General features: G+C 46.1%; 14 protein-coding genes and 1 tRNA gene. 5 read left to right on the forward strand and 10 right to left on the reverse strand.

What is annotated here, in order from left to right; translation table 11 throughout:
• Positions 1-7: 7 nt before the first annotated feature.
• Together VHA02S_RS16920 and VHA02S_RS16925 are read left to right on the forward strand one after the other, a co-directional pair.
• Positions 8-643, forward strand: a complete 636-nt coding sequence (locus tag VHA02S_RS16920) for a TetR/AcrR family transcriptional regulator (protein ID WP_005448317.1) — start codon at positions 8-10, stop codon at positions 641-643.
• Between the two features lie 186 nt (positions 644-829).
• A complete protein-coding gene (locus tag VHA02S_RS16925) occupies positions 830-1,786 on the forward strand; it encodes an acetyltransferase (protein WP_038898561.1) in 957 nt (318 codons plus the stop codon).
• Between the two features lie 95 nt (positions 1,787-1,881).
• Here VHA02S_RS16925 and VHA02S_RS16930 read toward each other — a convergent pair whose 3' ends face one another.
• The 5 genes from VHA02S_RS16930 to VHA02S_RS16950 all read right to left on the reverse strand — a co-directional run bounded on the left by VHA02S_RS16930 (position 1,882) and on the right by VHA02S_RS16950 (position 6,299).
• Complete coding sequence (locus VHA02S_RS16930; RefSeq protein WP_005448319.1) at positions 1,882-3,030, reverse strand: murein hydrolase activator EnvC family protein; 1,149 nt, start codon at positions 3,028-3,030, stop codon at positions 1,882-1,884.
• Between the two features lie 26 nt (positions 3,031-3,056).
• Positions 3,057-3,878 (reverse strand): serine O-acetyltransferase, encoded by an 822-nt coding sequence (cysE, locus tag VHA02S_RS16935; RefSeq protein ID WP_005381475.1) that lies wholly within the window; start codon positions 3,876-3,878, stop codon positions 3,057-3,059.
• A 78-nt stretch (positions 3,879-3,956) separates the two neighbouring features.
• Positions 3,957-4,994 carry an NAD(P)H-dependent glycerol-3-phosphate dehydrogenase gene (gene gpsA, locus VHA02S_RS16940; RefSeq protein WP_038898562.1) on the reverse strand — a complete coding sequence of 346 codons (1,038 nt, stop codon included), beginning with the start codon at positions 4,992-4,994 and terminating at the stop codon, positions 3,957-3,959.
• Between the two features lie 204 nt (positions 4,995-5,198).
• Entirely contained in the window at positions 5,199-5,663 is a 465-nt protein-coding gene (gene secB / locus VHA02S_RS16945; protein WP_005386410.1) for a protein-export chaperone SecB, read from the reverse strand.
• Between the two features lie 201 nt (positions 5,664-5,864).
• On the reverse strand, positions 5,865-6,299 hold the full coding sequence (locus VHA02S_RS16950; protein WP_005448321.1) for a rhodanese-like domain-containing protein: 435 nt from the start codon (positions 6,297-6,299) through the stop codon (positions 5,865-5,867).
• Between the two features lie 486 nt (positions 6,300-6,785).
• Here VHA02S_RS16950 and gpmM point away from each other — a divergent pair, with 486 nt between their 5' ends.
• Positions 6,786-8,318, forward strand: a complete 1,533-nt coding sequence (gpmM, locus tag VHA02S_RS16955) for a 2,3-bisphosphoglycerate-independent phosphoglycerate mutase (RefSeq protein ID WP_005448323.1) — start codon at positions 6,786-6,788, stop codon at positions 8,316-8,318.
• Between the two features lie 119 nt (positions 8,319-8,437).
• Here gpmM and VHA02S_RS16960 read toward each other — a convergent pair whose 3' ends face one another.
• From VHA02S_RS16960 to rsgA, 5 genes are all read right to left on the reverse strand, one after another.
• Positions 8,438-9,325: a DMT family transporter gene (locus VHA02S_RS16960; protein ID WP_038898563.1), complete on the reverse strand. Its 888-nt coding sequence runs from the start codon at positions 9,323-9,325 to the stop codon at positions 8,438-8,440.
• 123 nt (positions 9,326-9,448) lie between these two features.
• Positions 9,449-11,329, reverse strand: coding sequence for a methyl-accepting chemotaxis protein (locus VHA02S_RS16965; protein WP_038898564.1), 1,881 nt, complete (start codon positions 11,327-11,329; stop codon positions 9,449-9,451).
• A gap of 278 nt (positions 11,330-11,607) precedes the next feature.
• Entirely contained in the window at positions 11,608-13,023 is a 1,416-nt protein-coding gene (locus VHA02S_RS16970; RefSeq protein WP_038898565.1) for an SLC13 family permease, read from the reverse strand.
• Between the two features lie 174 nt (positions 13,024-13,197).
• Complete coding sequence (asd, locus tag VHA02S_RS16975; protein WP_038898566.1) at positions 13,198-14,055, reverse strand: archaetidylserine decarboxylase; 858 nt, start codon at positions 14,053-14,055, stop codon at positions 13,198-13,200.
• 116 nt (positions 14,056-14,171) lie between these two features.
• The gene (gene rsgA, locus VHA02S_RS16980; RefSeq protein WP_038898568.1) at positions 14,172-15,236 is read right to left on the reverse strand and encodes a small ribosomal subunit biogenesis GTPase RsgA; all 1,065 of its coding nucleotides are present in this window, start codon (positions 15,234-15,236) and stop codon (positions 14,172-14,174) included.
• 129 nt (positions 15,237-15,365) lie between these two features.
• On the opposite strand from rsgA, the gene orn reads away from it, so the two are divergent.
• Both orn and VHA02S_RS16990 read left to right on the forward strand, forming a co-directional pair.
• Positions 15,366-15,911, forward strand: coding sequence for an oligoribonuclease (gene orn / locus VHA02S_RS16985; protein WP_005448335.1), 546 nt, complete (start codon positions 15,366-15,368; stop codon positions 15,909-15,911).
• 156 nt (positions 15,912-16,067) lie between these two features.
• Positions 16,068-16,143, forward strand: a tRNA-Gly gene (locus VHA02S_RS16990).
• Positions 16,144-16,195 lie beyond the last annotated feature (52 nt).

Consider the following 16,195-nt stretch of genomic DNA (forward strand, 5'->3'; position numbering starts at 1 on the left):
GATAACCATGAAAACGCGCGACAAAATCGTCTATGCCGCACTGGAGTTGTTCAACCAACATGGTGAGCGCAATATCACAACCAATCACATTGCTGACCATATTGAAATTAGCCCAGGCAACCTTTACTACCACTTCCGTAATAAGCAGGAAATTGTGCGTGAGATCTTCGCGCTATACTCTGCGGAACTGCTAGAACGCTTTACCCCTATTCAAGGTTCTCAAGAGAGCCTGACCATGCTGAAAAGCTACCTCGACTCGATCTTCACTTTGATGTGGAAGTACCGTTTTTTCTACGCGAATCTTCCCGAAATCCTTTCTCGAGACGAACAACTGCATGATGAATACATTGATGTTCAAGAGAAGCTGCAAGCCAACCTGATCGCGATCATGCAAGAGTTTGTGTCTTTGAAACTATTGAATGTTGATCAAGAGCAGTTGAAATCATTGGTTTGTACACTGCACCTTATCGCGTGTAGTTGGTTAGCTTACCAGTCAGCGATGTCACCAAAGACCGAAATTACCGAGCAAATGGTAAAACAAGGTATGCTGCAAATGCTCAATGTCGTTAAACCAGTGGCAACCGAGCAAGGTATGGAGCAATTGCTACTGCTTGAAGAAGCGGTGAGCCGACTGCACAGTTAATACTATTTTCCCTCCTTATTAAATCTAGAAAATGAGAGTATGGTTCTACGCTTAAAGTTTAGAGCGCAGCTCTCATTTTCAACTCCCTCCTTGAGTTGACTTGCTGTGCTCATTTCGCACAATAGGATTCATGCACCCTAAAAGCATCCGTTGGGGTATGATTCTCGATAAAGGAACTATCGTTCAATGAATTACGACATTTTTAATGGCGATGCCGACGGCATCATCGCATTGCTGCAATTGCGTTTAGCGGATCCTATCAACGCTGAGTTGGTGACGGGCGTAAAGCGCGACATCAAGCTGGTGGAGAAAGTGGATGTGCAAGCGGGTGATGAACTGACGGTGTTGGACATTTCAATGGAAAAGAACATGGTAGGTTTAGAGCAAGCTTTAGCTCAAGGCGCGCATGTTTTCTACGCCGATCACCACAAAGCGGGTGAGATCCCTCAGCATGGTAATTTGGACGCGCACATCGACCTCGATGCTAATATGTGTACTGCTTTGATTGTCGATCAGTTGTTGGAAGGACGTTTCCATACTTGGGCAATCACTGCTGCTTATGGCGATAACTTGATTGCTAAGGCGGATGTGTTGGCGGATAAAGCCGGACTCAATGAAACGCAAAAAGCGCAGTTAAAAGAGCTCGGGACGTTGATTAATTACAACGGTTATGGCTCGAAAGTAGACGACCTTCATTTCCATCCTGCGGACTTGTATCAAGCATTAAAGCAATACGCTTCACCATTCGATGCGATAGCAGATAACGCGTCACCTTACTATCAATTACAATCGGCTTATCAGCAAGATATGGACGCAGCACTCGCCGTCCCTGCGACTCACGACAGCACTAAGCTCAAGCTGTTTGAACTGCCAGACAATGCGGCATCACGCCGAATCAGTGGTGTTTATGGCAACTGGCTTGCAAACCAAACTCCAGACTCTGCGCATGCGGTGTTAACGGAAAACGCTGACGGCACTTACACTGTTTCTCTTCGTGCGCCACTGAATAACAAGCAAGGTGCGGTGGCAGTGTGTGGGCAGTTCCCTACAGGTGGGGGGCGAGAAGCCGCAGCAGGCATCAATGCACTAAGCAAAGACGATGTCAGTGCTTTCATCGACGCAGTAGAGACTTACTACGCCTAGCATTTTTCTGAATGCGAATACGACAAAGGAGCCGAGTGGCTCCTTTGTTTTTGTGTCGCGATAGTGCAGTTTAGAACTGCGATGATAAACGGCAGTTATAAACGCTTTAACCAAGATTTCGGGTTTTGCGCTTCACTGTTACGGCGAATTTCGAAGTACAGTGAAGGTCTGTCTTGACCACCAGTATCACCTGCAAGTGCAATCACTTCACCTGCGGTCACCTTATCACCTTCTTTCTTGGTCAAAGCTTGGTTGTAACCGTAAAGCGTCATGTCGCCTTTCCCGTGATCAAGCAGCACGACTAAGCCGTAGCCTCGCAGGTATTCCGCAAATACTACGGTGCCTGGGTAAACGGCTTTGACTTGCTGACCGTATCTGGCAGACAACACCATACCTTTCCAGTTTACCTGCCCTGTTTGTTTGGTACCGAAGCTGTGCAGTACGCGACCTTTCAACGGCCACGGTAGTTTTCCACGTTGTTTTGCAATACCGTCCATCGGTACTGCATTACGTTTTGCTGCTTTCGCTATCTCGGCCTTTAGACGGGTTTCGTTACGTTGCAGTTCTGCTAAGTAACGTTTGTCATCTTTGATGCTCTTTTGAATCTTGCTCAGCGTACCTTTACGTTTCGACTGCGTGCTTGCTAAAGACGAGCGCTTTTCCGACTGTTGCTTAAGCAAGGTTTCAATTTGGTCTTTTTCCAGTTCGAGTTGGTTTTTGTTGTGCGCCAACTCTTGGGTGGTTTTGGTGATCGCATCAATGACTTCCGCGCGTGCTTTGGCAAGATGTTGAAAGTATTGGCTGATGCGATCTTCTTCTACGCCTTCGTTAAGGAGATGCCCATTGGCTTTCGCACGCTCCGTGACGTAGTAGGTTTGAATCAGTTGTTTGAGCTCTTCTTCTTGTGCTTGGCGTTGAGCTTCTTGCAGCGCAATCTTCTCTTCCAACTTACTGATGTTTTGATCCGCTTGTGCCAAGTCTGCTTTGGTTTGTTTGATCTCGCGTTCTAACTTGGAGATACCGAGTTCTTGGCTTTTCAGCGATTTTTGCAGATCGTTGAGCTGTTTTTCTTGAGAAGTTAGCGATTTTTTCTGGCGATTGATTTCGCTAGATACGCCTTTGAGCTCTTGTTGGCTTGCGGCGAAAGAGGTGAGGGGATATGTGGCAGATAAAGCACAAGTTAATAAAATAGCCGAGCGTAGCACTGGGTGATTTTGTTTTCGCACTTGAGAGTTACCTACCACATTATTGTCAAAGGATCAGATGACGATTAAATACCATCCCCATGGATAAAGCTTTGCGATTTACCGTTAAAGCCTTGATCCATATCGAGAGAAGGTTTGTCCGTTTTCGGACGACCAACAATTTTTGCAGGCACACCAGCCACGGTTGTGTGTGGCGGCACTGCTTGCAATACCACAGAGCAAGAGCCAATTTTTGCGCCTTCGCCCACTTCGATATTGCCAAGAATTTTAGCACCTGCGCCGATCATTACACCTTCGCGAATTTTCGGGTGACGGTCACCGCATTCTTTACCGGTACCACCTAGAGTGACATCTTGCAGAATAGATACGTCGTTTTCGACAACGGCGGTTTCACCAATCACGATGCCAGTTGCATGGTCTAGCATGATACCACTACCAATACGCGCTGCAGGGTGAATATCGACCTGACATGCTACAGAAATCTGATTTTGCAGGTAAGTCGCAAGAGCGTGACGACCTTGCTTCCATAACCAGTTTGCCACTCGGTACCCTTGCAGAGCATGGTAGCCTTTCAGGTACAACAATGGCATTGAGTACATTGAAACAGCAGGGTCGCGATTAACCGTGGCACAAATGTCACAAGCCGCGCCGTCGGTGATGGTTGGATCGGCGGCAAAGGCTTCTTCAACCACTTCACGCACTGCCATTGCTGGCATGGAAGCGGTGTTCAATTTGTTGGCCAGAATGTAGCTCAATGCGGCACATAGACTTTCATGCTTGATGATGGTCGCATGATAAAAGCTCGCCAGCATAGGCTCTTGCTCTGACATCTCACGGGCTTCTGAAACAATTTTGTTCCAGACTTTTTGTTTTTCGCAGTGTTTCATTCTCAATATCCTGAGTGGTTCTTCCGTGACCCGACAACTTCTATTCTTCTCAGATGAGGTGCAAAAGGCGGTAGATTGCTACTTTCCTTCGGCTTTTTTGTCACGAGCAAGTAAATCTTGCGCTGCCAGGCGTGCATCCTTTCCTTGATACAATACTTGATAAATTTGGTCAACAATTGGCATCTCTACGCCCATGCGCTGAGAGAGCATCCAAACTTCTTTGGTGTTGCGGTAGCCTTCAACGACTTGACCGATTTCTTCTTGCGCAGTGTCGACGTCTTTACCTTGACCTAGTGCCAAACCAAAACGGCGGTTACGTGATTGGTTATCGGTACAAGTTAAGACGAGGTCGCCCAAGCCAGCCATACCCATAAAGGTTTCTGGTTGTGCGCCTAGTGCGGCACCAAGACGGCTCATTTCTGCCAAACCACGTGTAATCAGTGCTGTACGGGCATTGGCACCAAAACCGATACCATCAGACATACCTGCACCAATGGCAATAACGTTCTTCACCGCACCGCCCAATTGCATGCCGATAAAGTCGTTGTTTGCGTAGACACGGAAGGTTTTGCTGCAGTGGATTTTCTCTTGCAGATCAGCAACAAAGTTCGCGTCTGGAGAAGCTACAGAAATTGCTGTTGGCATTCCCATCGCAAGCTCTTTAGCAAATGTAGGACCGGATAAAACTGCCAACGAGTAGCTGTTACCGATGATATCGAATGCTACTTCTTTTAGTAGACGCCCCGTTTCTGGCTCAAGACCTTTGGTTGCCCAACAAATACGAGAATCTTCACGTAAGAAAGGCTTACAGCTGTTCAGTACGATGCCAAAAACGTGGCTAGGGACCACAACTAACAAGTCACGGCTTGCTTGAACGGCTTTTTCTAAATCCGATTCAATAATCAAGCTCTCTGGGAAATCAATACCAGGTAGGAATTCGTGGTTGGCACGGTCTGCTTCAAGGCGTGCCATATGCTCTGGCTCGTGACCCCATAGGATGACGTTTGCGCCGTTACGAGCAAGGGAGATTGCCAAAGAAGTGCCGTATGAGCCTGCACCAATCACAGTCATTGCGATGTCTTTACCGTAAGCATTGTTTGTATTTGCTTGTGTCATGCTACCGCCTAATTGCCTTTCTACTAGTAGAATCTAGTTCATAATCGCCAGAGTTTACGCTCTCTAGGGATTAGGAACTAGGAACTTTTATCAGAAATAAAAAATGCACATTGCATCGCAGAGAGGACGCTTTGTGCATTTTCTTCAGGTATATGACGTGAGCTCGTTCTTAGGAAGGGCAACACGTCACTTACAAAACGTGAATTACGCTTCAGCTTCGCCTTGTTGAGCTTGCTGTTGTAGGTAGTTCATGAATAGCGCGTCGAAGTTAACTGGTGCTAGGTTCAGTTGAGGGAACGTACCTTTAACTACTAGGCTAGAGATAGTTTCACGAGCGTATGGGAATAGGATGTTCGGGCAGAATGCGCCTAGGCAATGTGCAAGTTGACCTGCTTCCATTTGCTCAGCTGTGAAGATACCACCTTGTTGAACTTCACATAGGAACGCTGTTTCTTCTTCGTTCTTAACAGTAACTGTTAGACGTAGAACAACTTCGTAAACACCTTCACCAAGCTCACGGCTTTGAGTGTCTAGGTCTAGTTTAACGTCTGGGTTCCACTCTTTTTGGAAGATTACTGGAGAGTTAGGCGCTTCGAAAGAAACGTCTTTTAGGAAGATGCGTTGAATTGCAAAGTTTTGTTGTGCGTCTTGTGGTGCTGCTTCAGCCATTTTTAAATCCTTAATAAACATTTGTTGGGTCTAGGATTTTCTAAACCCAGAAATATGGTTTGTCCTGAGACTAACTGAGCAAATCTACCTTGACTAGATGAAGCGCGTATTACGTGCAAAGCATCACAACTTAGTGCTTCAACTGCTTTCTATTTGCTCAGTTTATATAAACGAGGCTGGCAAAATTGTTTTACCGCGACCTTATTTCTTACCACGTACTAGTGGAAGGTTCGCTTCGTTCCATGCAATCAAACCGTTCTTCAGTAGGCTTACGTTTTCGAAGCCTGCTTTCGCTAGTAGGTTTGCACTTTCTTGAGCGGTTTGACCCGTTTTGCATACCACAATGATTGGGTCTGATTTACGGTTTTCAAGGCTACCAAAGTTACCTGCTTTGATATCAGACGGCAAAATGTGAAGTGCGTCGGTGATGTGACCTTGTTTGAACTCATCTTTAGAGCGGATATCCACCACAACGCCGTTTTCACGGTTCATAAGGTGAGTCAATTGGTTCACGTTAATCTCTTTGTATGCTGCCGTCGCAGATTTCACGATGTTCATGATGAATGCGACAAGAAGACCTACCCAAACCAAAGATAGAATCATGTTCTGTTGGAAAAAATCAATGTACTCTTGCATGTCCTGAGCTCTTACACTGTTGGCGGAAAAATAAAGCAGGAGTATAGCGGGGATAGCCGCCTTAGGCGAGAGGGTTAAAATTTTCTAACGAATAATTGAGATCTAAGCGCTCCCAGCAAACTGGTTGAAGCTAGTCATTCATGCAATCTTATTATCACTTCCTCCTATCAATTCAATCGGCGTAATTGACTTCACTTCTGGTCGAAAAAGCGCACAATGGGTTACAACAAAAAGTTTTTCAACAAAGTATTTCGGTGGTCGTACAAAGCATCTTGAAAGTGACTATGCTTGTGGAACACGTTTGCTGACTAGGTCGGATTGCTTGCTAACTTGTAAGATAGCAACAATAAATCGCAAACATTATTTGATCTTAACCTACAGTTTTGGTTAAAAAGTGTAGTAAAATTACGCTAGTTTTGTTTCAAGGTTAGATGGAGCAGCGAAGCTCTACACCGAAAGTTACTTAAATTTGATGAGGTCATCACTATGTCTGCTAAGAAGCCATTGGCTCTAGTTATCCTTGACGGTTACGGTTACCGTGAAGACACAGCAAGTAACGCAATTGCAAATGCTAAAACACCAGTAATGGATGCACTGATTGCGAATAACCCACACACTCTTATCTCTGCTTCAGGCATGGACGTTGGTCTACCTGATGGTCAAATGGGTAACTCAGAAGTTGGTCACACCAACATCGGTGCAGGTCGCGTTGTATACCAAGATCTAACTCGCATCACTAAGTCTATCGCTGATGGTGAATTTGCTGAGACAGCGGCACTAGTAGAAGCTATCGATTCTGCAGTAAAAGCTGAAAAAGCAGTACACATCATGGGTCTTATGTCTCCAGGTGGTGTTCACTCTCACGAAGACCACATCTATGCAGCCGTTGAAATGGCTGCAGCTCGTGGCGCTGAAAAGATCTACCTACACTGCTTCCTAGACGGTCGTGATACGCCACCACGTAGTGCCGAAAACTCACTACAACGTTTCCAAGATCTATTTGCGAAACTAGGTAAAGGTCGTGTTGCTTCTCTAGTTGGTCGTTACTATGCAATGGACCGTGACAACAACTGGGATCGTGTTCAAGTTGCTTACGATCTTCTAACTCAAGCGAAAGCTGAGTTCACTGCAGAAACAGCGGTTGCTGGTCTAGAAGCGGCTTACGCTCGTGACGAAAACGATGAGTTCGTTAAAGCAACAGCTATTAAAGCGGAAGGTCAAGAAGACGCAATCATGCAAGATGGCGATGCAGTTATCTTCATGAACTACCGTGCTGACCGTGCGCGTCAAATCACGCGTGCATTCGTTCCTGCATTTGACGGCTTCGAGCGTGCTGCATTCCCAGCAATCAATTTTGTAATGCTGACTCAATACGCGGCTGATATCCCTCTAGCAATCGCATTCCCACCTGCGTCTCTAGAAAACACTTACGGTGAGTGGCTATCTAAGCAAGGTCAAACTCAGCTACGTATCTCTGAAACAGAGAAATACGCACACGTGACTTTCTTCTTCAACGGTGGTGTTGAGAACGAATTTGAAGGTGAAGAGCGTCAACTTGTTGCTTCTCCAAAAGTAGCAACTTACGACATGCAGCCAGAAATGAGCTCTCCAGAGCTAACAGAGAAGATGGTTGCTGCTATCAAGTCTGGTAAGTTCGATACTATCATCTGTAACTACCCGAACGCAGATATGGTTGGTCACACTGGCGTTTACGAAGCTGCAGAGAAAGCAATCGAAGCTCTAGATGAAAGCGTTGGTAAAGTGGTTGAAGCGATCAAAGAAGTTGGCGGTCAACTGTTGATCACGGCAGACCACGGTAACGCAGAAATGATGATCGACCCTGAAACTGGCGGCATCCACACTGCTCATACTAACCTACCAGTACCTCTAATCTACGTAGGTGACAAAGCGGTTGAGTTCAAAGAAGGCGGTAAACTGTCTGACCTTGCGCCAACAATGCTTTCTCTAGCAGGTCTAGAAATCCCTGCAGAAATGTCTGGTGAAGTGCTAGTTAAGTAATTAACTGACGATTCAGAATGATAAAAGCCCGAGTTTGACTCGGGCTTTTTTGTGTCTGCGATCCTGTGTTGGGTAAGGCGAAGAGTTATTAAGGTCAATAGTCCCTAATTGAACCTGAACTATTGCACTAGGATGCCCGTACCAATAACCGCTAGTGCAGCGCCTAACCAAGCAAATCGATTTGGGCGTTTCTTGGTATAAATCCACAGTAGTGGCAACAACATGATAGGTGTTGTTGAAGAAAGCAGCGCTACCATTCCCACGTTACCCTCACGCAGGGCGTAAAGAATCAATGTCATACCAATCGCCATAGCCAAAAAGCCATTTAATGCTGTAATGCCAAAGACTTTCCATGTGATGGTTTGAGTCGCGCGAGCGACTTTGGCGCCAATTAACCAAAGTGCACAATGTGCGACGAAAGCACTGATCATACGAATGGCAGAGGCGGCGACAGGGTCAACAGTGGTTTGCATGACAGGTTTAGCGATGATGCCACCCAGAGCCTGACACATAGCGGCGGTTAACCCGAGCCCGATACCAATCCAAACGTTGCCTTTGATCTCTTCTAGCGCGTTGCTAGCTTGCCCGCGTCGACCATAGAAAATCGCCATTACGACACCGCTGAAGACTAAGGTTGCACCAATCAACTCCGTGCCAGTCATGCTTTCGCTAAATAGGAAGTAACCCAAGATGGCAGAGAACACCGCATGGCAAGAAAACAACAAGCCTGCTTGGCGTGGTCCCATGCGATTCAAACAGGCGAACAACGCGGTATCGCCAATAAAGATGCCAATTAAACCGGACGCCATCATTGGCGTAATATGTTCGGTGGAGACACTTAGCCAGCCCCCCGTGAACCACGCCATCGTGGAGAGGATGATCGCGGTACAGCCCATACGCCATCGACTATAAGCAAACGCCCCGAGATGTTGAGCGGGAACAACAGAAATTAAGCTAGAAACAGCCCATAAGAAAGCAGCGCACAGCGCCAGCCATTCATAACCCATGATTGCGAGACATCCTTGTAGAGCAGGGGAGAGGCTTTAATATGCATGAATTTATAAAGATCTAAAAGCGCATATTTATGCCAATAAAAAAGCAGCTCGTTGAGCTGCTTTTGATGGGGAGGATTACACTTTAAAGCGACTGATGTTTTCACGCATCGTATTGGCGGTATCGTACATCTGACGTGAACCTTCACTGCTCTTAAGTGATTGCTCGGCAATCATATCGGCATCGTCTTTAATGCCTTGCGTGTTACGGCTGATGTCTTCGCTTACCGCGCGTTGCTCTTCTGCTGCGCTTGCGATTTGCATTGCCATGTCGTTGATCTCAGTGATCGAGTTAGTAATGCTGGTTAAGCTGTCGTGTGCTTGCTGAGCATAATCCACGCTAGTATCTGCCAAACTGGTACTGGTTTGCATGCTATTTACTGCCAGTTTGGTGTTGTTTTGCAACGTTTCGATCATGGTGCGGATTTCTTCCGTCGAACCATGGGTGCGTTGGCTAAGTACGCGTACTTCATCGGCAACCACGGCAAAGCCGCGACCTTGCTCACCAGCACGAGCCGCTTCAATGGCAGCATTAAGTGCCAACAAGTTAGTTTGTTCGGCAATACCTTGGATCGTCGATAGGATTTGGTTGATGCTTTGCGTGTTTGCTTCTAGCTCCGAAATTACGCTGGCGGCATCGCTAACTTGCTCTGCGAGCTCTACGATCGCTTCACGATTCTTCTGGATGACGTTTTGTCCTTCCATACAAGCAGACGCTGAGTTTTGTGAAGCGCTTGCTGTCAGCTCTGCATGACTTGCTACCTCAGCAGCGGTTGCTGACATCTCATGAATGGCGGTTGCAATTTGGTTAACGTCGTTTTGTTGATGCTCAACGCGACCCGCAGCCATCGCAGATAGCTCATTTGCTTGATTCGCTTGTTCTGAAAGCTGTTCACTGTTCTCGACAATGCTTTTTAACATGGTTTGCATTTGCGCAAGGAACTGGTTCACGTGGGTTGCGAGTTCGCCAATTTCATCCATGCGCTCGATCTTGATGCGTTGCGTAAGATCGCCTTCGCCCTGTGATAGCTCTGAAAGCGCATCAGACAGCGTTTGGAGAGGTTGTAGCAAGCGAGTGATGATGTAAGTACTGATTGCCGCAATAATCAGGTACAGCACGATAGAAGCAATAGCCGTAAATGTCACTTGCTCAGAGACAGACGCAAATGCCATTTGTTTGTCTTGCACAATACCTAAAGACCAATCGGTGTTCGGCACTTTAGCTACGTAAATCAGCTTATCGCCTTGGCTGGGCCATTGAATCGTGTCTAGCCTTGCTTCGCCTGCAAGTCTCATCATCGTACTATGAGTTAAGGCTGGATTGAGTTCTGTCAGCGGTTTTTGGCTAAGCTTTTCATCTTTGTAAGCTACCAAGTTATTGTTGCCATCAACTAGGAATGCGAAACCGTCATTATCAAGCTGAATATTAAGGACTTCTTTGATGATGTCAGTTACCGCTAAGTCAGCGGCAAGCACACCTTTCTTACCTTGATTGAATGCCTTAGCAAAGCTAACCACAATGCTGCCATCGAAATCTTGGTATGGCTCTGTGATGATCAAACCAGATTTCGCCATTGCATCTTGGTACCAAGGGCGAGTGCGAGGATCGTAGTCAGAAGGCCAAGATTCAGATTTATCACCGTAGGCAATTGAGCCATCAGAGAAGCCAGCATAAACCGATAGAAACTTACCGGCTCGCTTTGTCAGTAGCATCTCGCGATCGGCATCGTCACTGCCAGCGATGATGTTTTCATTCGCGAGCATCATATCGCTACGAATCGCAAGCCAGTCACTGATGTAGCGGTTGGTCGATTGAGAGATGTTTTGAATTTCTCGATTAAGGGTAGAAGTGGTTTCTTCGCGTAGTTGATTGACGGAAACCCAAGCCTGAACGCCACTAACAATGGCGATAATGACTGCAATCGCAATCTGTATTTTTAATTTGATGGTATTTCTCATTGTCTTACCTTCATAAAACAGACAAAAAGATCAACGTCACGAGTTGTGACTCCAAAGGGTATGAGACGATTCAAGCACTGAAAGTTACATGAAAGGCTGTACAAAATTTATCGACCTATATTCGATAAACTTGAGTCGAATAGTGTGATTTTTATTCAACTTATTGATTAGCTAAGTGAATCAAATTTGAGATAAAAACAGAGGGAGTGATGCAAAACTAGATAGGTATATGGGTGATAAAGCTCTGCGGCAACCTTTTGTTACCGCAGAGCGATGGACTAAAACAGAATAATTACCGCACCATAGACAATGAACAGACCGACCAAGCCGATAATCAAACCGACCTTCGCCATGTCTTTACTTTCAATTAATCCCGTCGAGTACGCAAGGGAGTTTGGTGGTGTTGATACTGGTAAGATCATACCTAGTGAAGCCGAGAAAGCGACGACAACTAGCAATCCTTGTAAGCCACCGATAGCAACCAGACTTGGCATAGAAGCACCAATCGCCGCTGCAATCGGCATCAACAAGTTCGCTGTGGCGGTATTCGACATAAAGTTTGCCATTAGCCAGCACACGATCGATAGGGCAACAACGACAGCGAATGGTGATAGGGACTCATAATCAATTGCGTGTGCGAGTGCTTCAGCCAAGCCAGTTTTATCTAACGCAATACCAATAGCGATACCACCGGCTACCAGCCATAGCACATCCCAGTTGATAAGCTTGAGCTCTTCTTTGCCCATGATGCCCGTTAAGGTAAACACCGCGAGTGGAATGATAGCGACTACATAGGTATTCATGCCATGCACTTTAGTTGTCATCCATAGCAGGATGGTCATAGCGAAGGTCACGTAGACCACTATGGCACGCCAGCTTTTCTTAAATTTACCATCCAAGCGCAGTTTCATTTCCGGTTCACTAGAAGGGAAGAGCTTTTGCAATAAGAACCAAGCTAGCGTTAGTTGCACTAAGACAAAAGGCAAGCCCATCATCATCCAAGATAGGAAATCGATGCTGTTTTCTCCGGTTAAATATTGCAAGGCAATCGCGTTAGGCGGGGTACCGATTGGTGTCGCGATACCACCTGTATTAGCCGCAATTGGAATACAGAGAACTAGCGCTTTTATCCCCAAATCGCCTTTTGGTGCAGATGCCACGATAGGACCCAATAGCGCAAGCATCATAACGGTAGTCGCAGTGTTTGACATAAACATCGAGAACACGGCAGTGATCAGCATTAAACCCAACATAATGAACTTAGGTTGAGTGCCAAACGGTTTAAGAAGAACACGGGCGAGGTTGTTATCAAGTTCGTATTTAGAAGCGGCAATAGCGAGCGCAAAGCCACCCATGAAAAGGATGATAATAGGAGAAGAGAACGCAGAAAATATATCCGTATAAGCAATCAAATCTCCCAAATCATGCCCCGGAGGAGGGGTACGAAAGAGATGTAAGCCTTTGTCCGATATCATAATCAATTCAAGAGCAATGATAAGAATGGACGTAGCAAATACGGGGACGGGTTCTAAAACCCAAAGTAGTGCAGCAAGAAGGAAAATAGCCAATAGACGATGTTGAATTAAAGTGAGATCGTCAATTGGAATGGTATCGATCGGCATCATTAAGACACCGAGTGGAATCAAAAAACACACCAGTAATTTGACCAGTGTGTCCGCACTCATCTTTGGCATTGGCAGCCCCTTTTATCATCATCCCTCAACGCAGAGTAATTGATTGCGCTTTTAGGTACTTAGAGGCAAGTACGAGTTTGAAAAAGAGAGGCGAAATTTCGAACAGAGTTTTGCTTTTCGTCAATAAAAAAGCCCCCGTAAACGGAGGCTTCAAAGTCAGTTTGAGTAGGAGTCTTACTGCTGATGAGCGTAAGGTGTACCCATTACGGTTGCCTTACCATTTTCCATGCTTTCATCGAATGCGATAGCATCTTTTGCGAAAAGGTTGATAACGGTTGAGCCAAGCTTGAAGCGCCCCATTTCTTCGCCTTTCTTCAAGATAACTGCTTTATCGCCTTCTGCAGGGTAGTCCCATTTGTAAACCGAGTTACCGCGTGGCGGCGTGATAGTGCCTGCCCATACTTGCTCGATGCTACCTACGATAGTTGCACCAACCAGTACTTGTGCCATTGGACCAAACTCAGTATCGAAGATACACACTACACGCTCGTTACGTGCAAATAGGTTTGGCACGTTCTCTGCGGTTAGTGGGTTAACTGAAAATAGGTCACCAGGTACGTAAATCATCTGACGTAGCGTACCGTCACATGGCATGTGTACGCGGTGGTAGTCACGAGGCGATAGGTACAAAGTAGCAAAAGAGCCGTCTTGGAACTCTTCAGCCAGTTTTGCGTCACCACCTAGTAGCTCTTGTGCTGAGAAGTTATGACCTTTAGCTTGGATAAGCTGACCATCTTCAATCGGACCAAATTGGCTTACGCACGCGTCCGCAGGGTGAGTGATCACCTTTTCACCTTCCGTAATTGGACGAGCGCCTTCTTTTAGCTCACGTACAAAGAATTCATTGAAGGTTTTGAAGTGCTTAGGATCGGAGTGCTTCGCCTCATCCATGTTCACATTGTATTGTTTGATAAACCAGCGAATGATTGCTGTTGTTAGACCGCCAGCCTCAGCTGAAGCCAGTTTACCCACTAGGCGCGTTAGTCCGTGTTGTGGGATCCAGTACTGCAGTCCAACTTTAATCTTGTCCATCTTTAATTCCGATACTTCTGTTAGATTCTCGCTTTAGGGCGCGTGATGTTACTGAAATTTCATCTGCTTGTCAGTATTAGGTGATGATTTCTTACACAGTTGCAGCGTTATCTCGGCTACAGATCAGCTTTCTTGCTGCGTGAATACTGACGGTTGGCTTTGTTTTCCACCATGCTTTCTAGGATGCGATGATAGTTCTCAAAACGGACTTCACTCACTTCGCCTTTTTCCACGGCCTCTCGCAAGATACAGCCAGGATCGTCATTGTGCTTACAGTCGCGGAACTTACAACCGCCAAGATAAGGACGGAATTCAACAAATGCTTTGGTCACTTCCTCTGCTTCTAAGTGCCACAGACCGAATTCACGTACTCCTGGAGAGTCAATCAAATCGCCACCAGTAGGGATGTGATACAAGCGAGCTGCTGTGGTTGTATGCTGACCCAAACCTGAGTTCTCTGAGATCTCGCCTTCTTCCACTTCCTGCTCAAGTTCAGGCATCAGTGCGTTTACTAGGCTCGATTTACCTACGCCGGATTGACCAACGAAGATATTGATACGATCACGCAATTGCTCTTCAAGTTCGGCAATGCCTTCACCTGATTGCTTGCTCACAAACAGTACTTTGTAGCCAATGCGTTTGTATTCTTCTAGCCACTTTTCGTACATCGCTCGATCTTCATCAGCAAGTAGGTCTATTTTGTTGAGTACTAGTAGCGGTGCGATGTTCAGGGTTTCTGACGCCACCAAGTAGCGGTCAATGATATTGAGCGAAAGCTCAGGCAAAACCGAAGACACGATCACCATTTGGTCGATGTTAGCGGCGACAGGTTTCAAGCCATCGTAGTAGTCAGGGCGAGTTAGCATTGATGTGCGAGGTTCTACAGCTTCAACCACGCCAGATATACCTGCCATTGACTCAAGCCCTTCACGCCAAAGCACGCGATCACCAGACACCAGTGATTCGATACCACGACGAAGGTTACAACGCTGCACCTCACCGGTTTCTAGATCTTCGATGTCAGCGTGCTGACCGAAACGAGTGATAACGAGACCCTGTTTACTTGCGCCTAGCATGTTCTCATCCCACTGGATAGACTCTTCTTGCTTCTTTAGGCGTTTTTGTTGGTTGCTGCGTACGCGGCGCACCTGACCTTTGGTTAACTTTTTCTTTTTTGCCACAATCTTGTACTTAATGTGAGTTAACTCAACTGATTGAGCACGCTTTCGGCTCAAACTCATGAGTATCGTGTTTCAAGTATTTTCAGGTATAGTACCTCTTTTATCGATAAACAAATAGGCGGCGTAACCATGTCCTTTAGCGATCAAAACCTGATTTGGGTGGATTTAGAGATGACAGGTCTCGATCCTGAAACGCACAAAATCATCGAAATTGCTTCTATCGTCACGGATAGTGAGTTAAATATTTTAGCTGAAGGTCCAGTTTTAGCCGTTCATCAGCCAGAAGAAGAGTTGGCGAAGATGGATGACTGGTGTACCAATACGCACACTGCAAGTGGTTTGGTTGATCGCGTTCGCAACAGTGACGTCTCTGAACAAGATGCCGTTGCGCAGACCATCGAGTTCCTTGAGAAATGGGTACCAAAAGGCGTTTCTCCAATTTGTGGTAACAGTATTGGTCAGGACCGTCGATTCTTGTACAAGCATATGCCTGAGTTGGAAGAATACTTCCACTACCGTTATTTGGACGTGAGTACGTTAAAAGAACTGACTCGCCGTTGGAAACCAGAAGTGTTAGACGGTTTTTCGAAGCAGGGCACGCATCTGGCATTGGATGATATCCGTGAGTCGATTGCTGAGCTAAAGTACTACCGCGAAACGATCTTTAAGATCTAACTGTTAAGGCTGCGATCCAAATTGTTGTAATTAATGAGCGTTTTGCTTGCTTTTTCATCTGTCAGTAAAAAAATAAAGTTTTTTTGAACGAAGGACTTGCATCACAAAAAAATGCTCTTATAATTCGCAGCCCTGAACAGCGGAAACGTTGTTGATGCGACACTAGCTCAGTTGGTAGAGCGCAACCTTGCCAAGGTTGAGGTCACGAGTTCGAACCTCGTGTGTCGCTCCACTTTTCTTAAGTGGAAAGAAAGGCTTTCATCATGCCTTAAATGGTGAACTAT

This window comes from Vibrio harveyi NBRC 15634 = ATCC 14126 = KCTC 12724, from assembly GCF_001591145.1.
In the GTDB taxonomy this organism is placed as follows: domain Bacteria; phylum Pseudomonadota; class Gammaproteobacteria; order Enterobacterales; family Vibrionaceae; genus Vibrio; species Vibrio harveyi.

Excerpts from the sequence above, each read along its gene's own strand:
- VHA02S_RS16960 (WP_038898563.1), bottom strand. The coding sequence starts at position 9,325 with ATGGGTTATGAATGGCTGGCGCTGTGCGCTGCTTTCTTATGGGCTGTT.
- secB (WP_005386410.1), bottom strand. The coding sequence starts at position 5,663 with ATGGCTGAAGCAGCACCACAAGACGCACAACAAAACTTTGCAATTCAA.
- orn (WP_005448335.1), top strand. The coding sequence starts at position 15,366 with ATGTCCTTTAGCGATCAAAACCTGATTTGGGTGGATTTAGAGATGACA.
- VHA02S_RS16925 (WP_038898561.1), top strand. The coding sequence starts at position 830 with ATGAATTACGACATTTTTAATGGCGATGCCGACGGCATCATCGCATTG.
- gpmM (WP_005448323.1), top strand. The coding sequence starts at position 6,786 with ATGTCTGCTAAGAAGCCATTGGCTCTAGTTATCCTTGACGGTTACGGT.
- VHA02S_RS16950 (WP_005448321.1), bottom strand. The coding sequence starts at position 6,299 with ATGCAAGAGTACATTGATTTTTTCCAACAGAACATGATTCTATCTTTG.
- cysE (WP_005381475.1), bottom strand. The coding sequence starts at position 3,878 with ATGAAACACTGCGAAAAACAAAAAGTCTGGAACAAAATTGTTTCAGAA.
- VHA02S_RS16970 (WP_038898565.1), bottom strand. The coding sequence starts at position 13,023 with ATGCCAAAGATGAGTGCGGACACACTGGTCAAATTACTGGTGTGTTTT.
- VHA02S_RS16965 (WP_038898564.1), bottom strand. The coding sequence starts at position 11,329 with ATGAGAAATACCATCAAATTAAAAATACAGATTGCGATTGCAGTCATT.
- asd (WP_038898566.1), bottom strand. The coding sequence starts at position 14,055 with ATGGACAAGATTAAAGTTGGACTGCAGTACTGGATCCCACAACACGGA.
- VHA02S_RS16920 (WP_005448317.1), top strand. The coding sequence starts at position 8 with ATGAAAACGCGCGACAAAATCGTCTATGCCGCACTGGAGTTGTTCAAC.
- gpsA (WP_038898562.1), bottom strand. The coding sequence starts at position 4,994 with ATGACACAAGCAAATACAAACAATGCTTACGGTAAAGACATCGCAATG.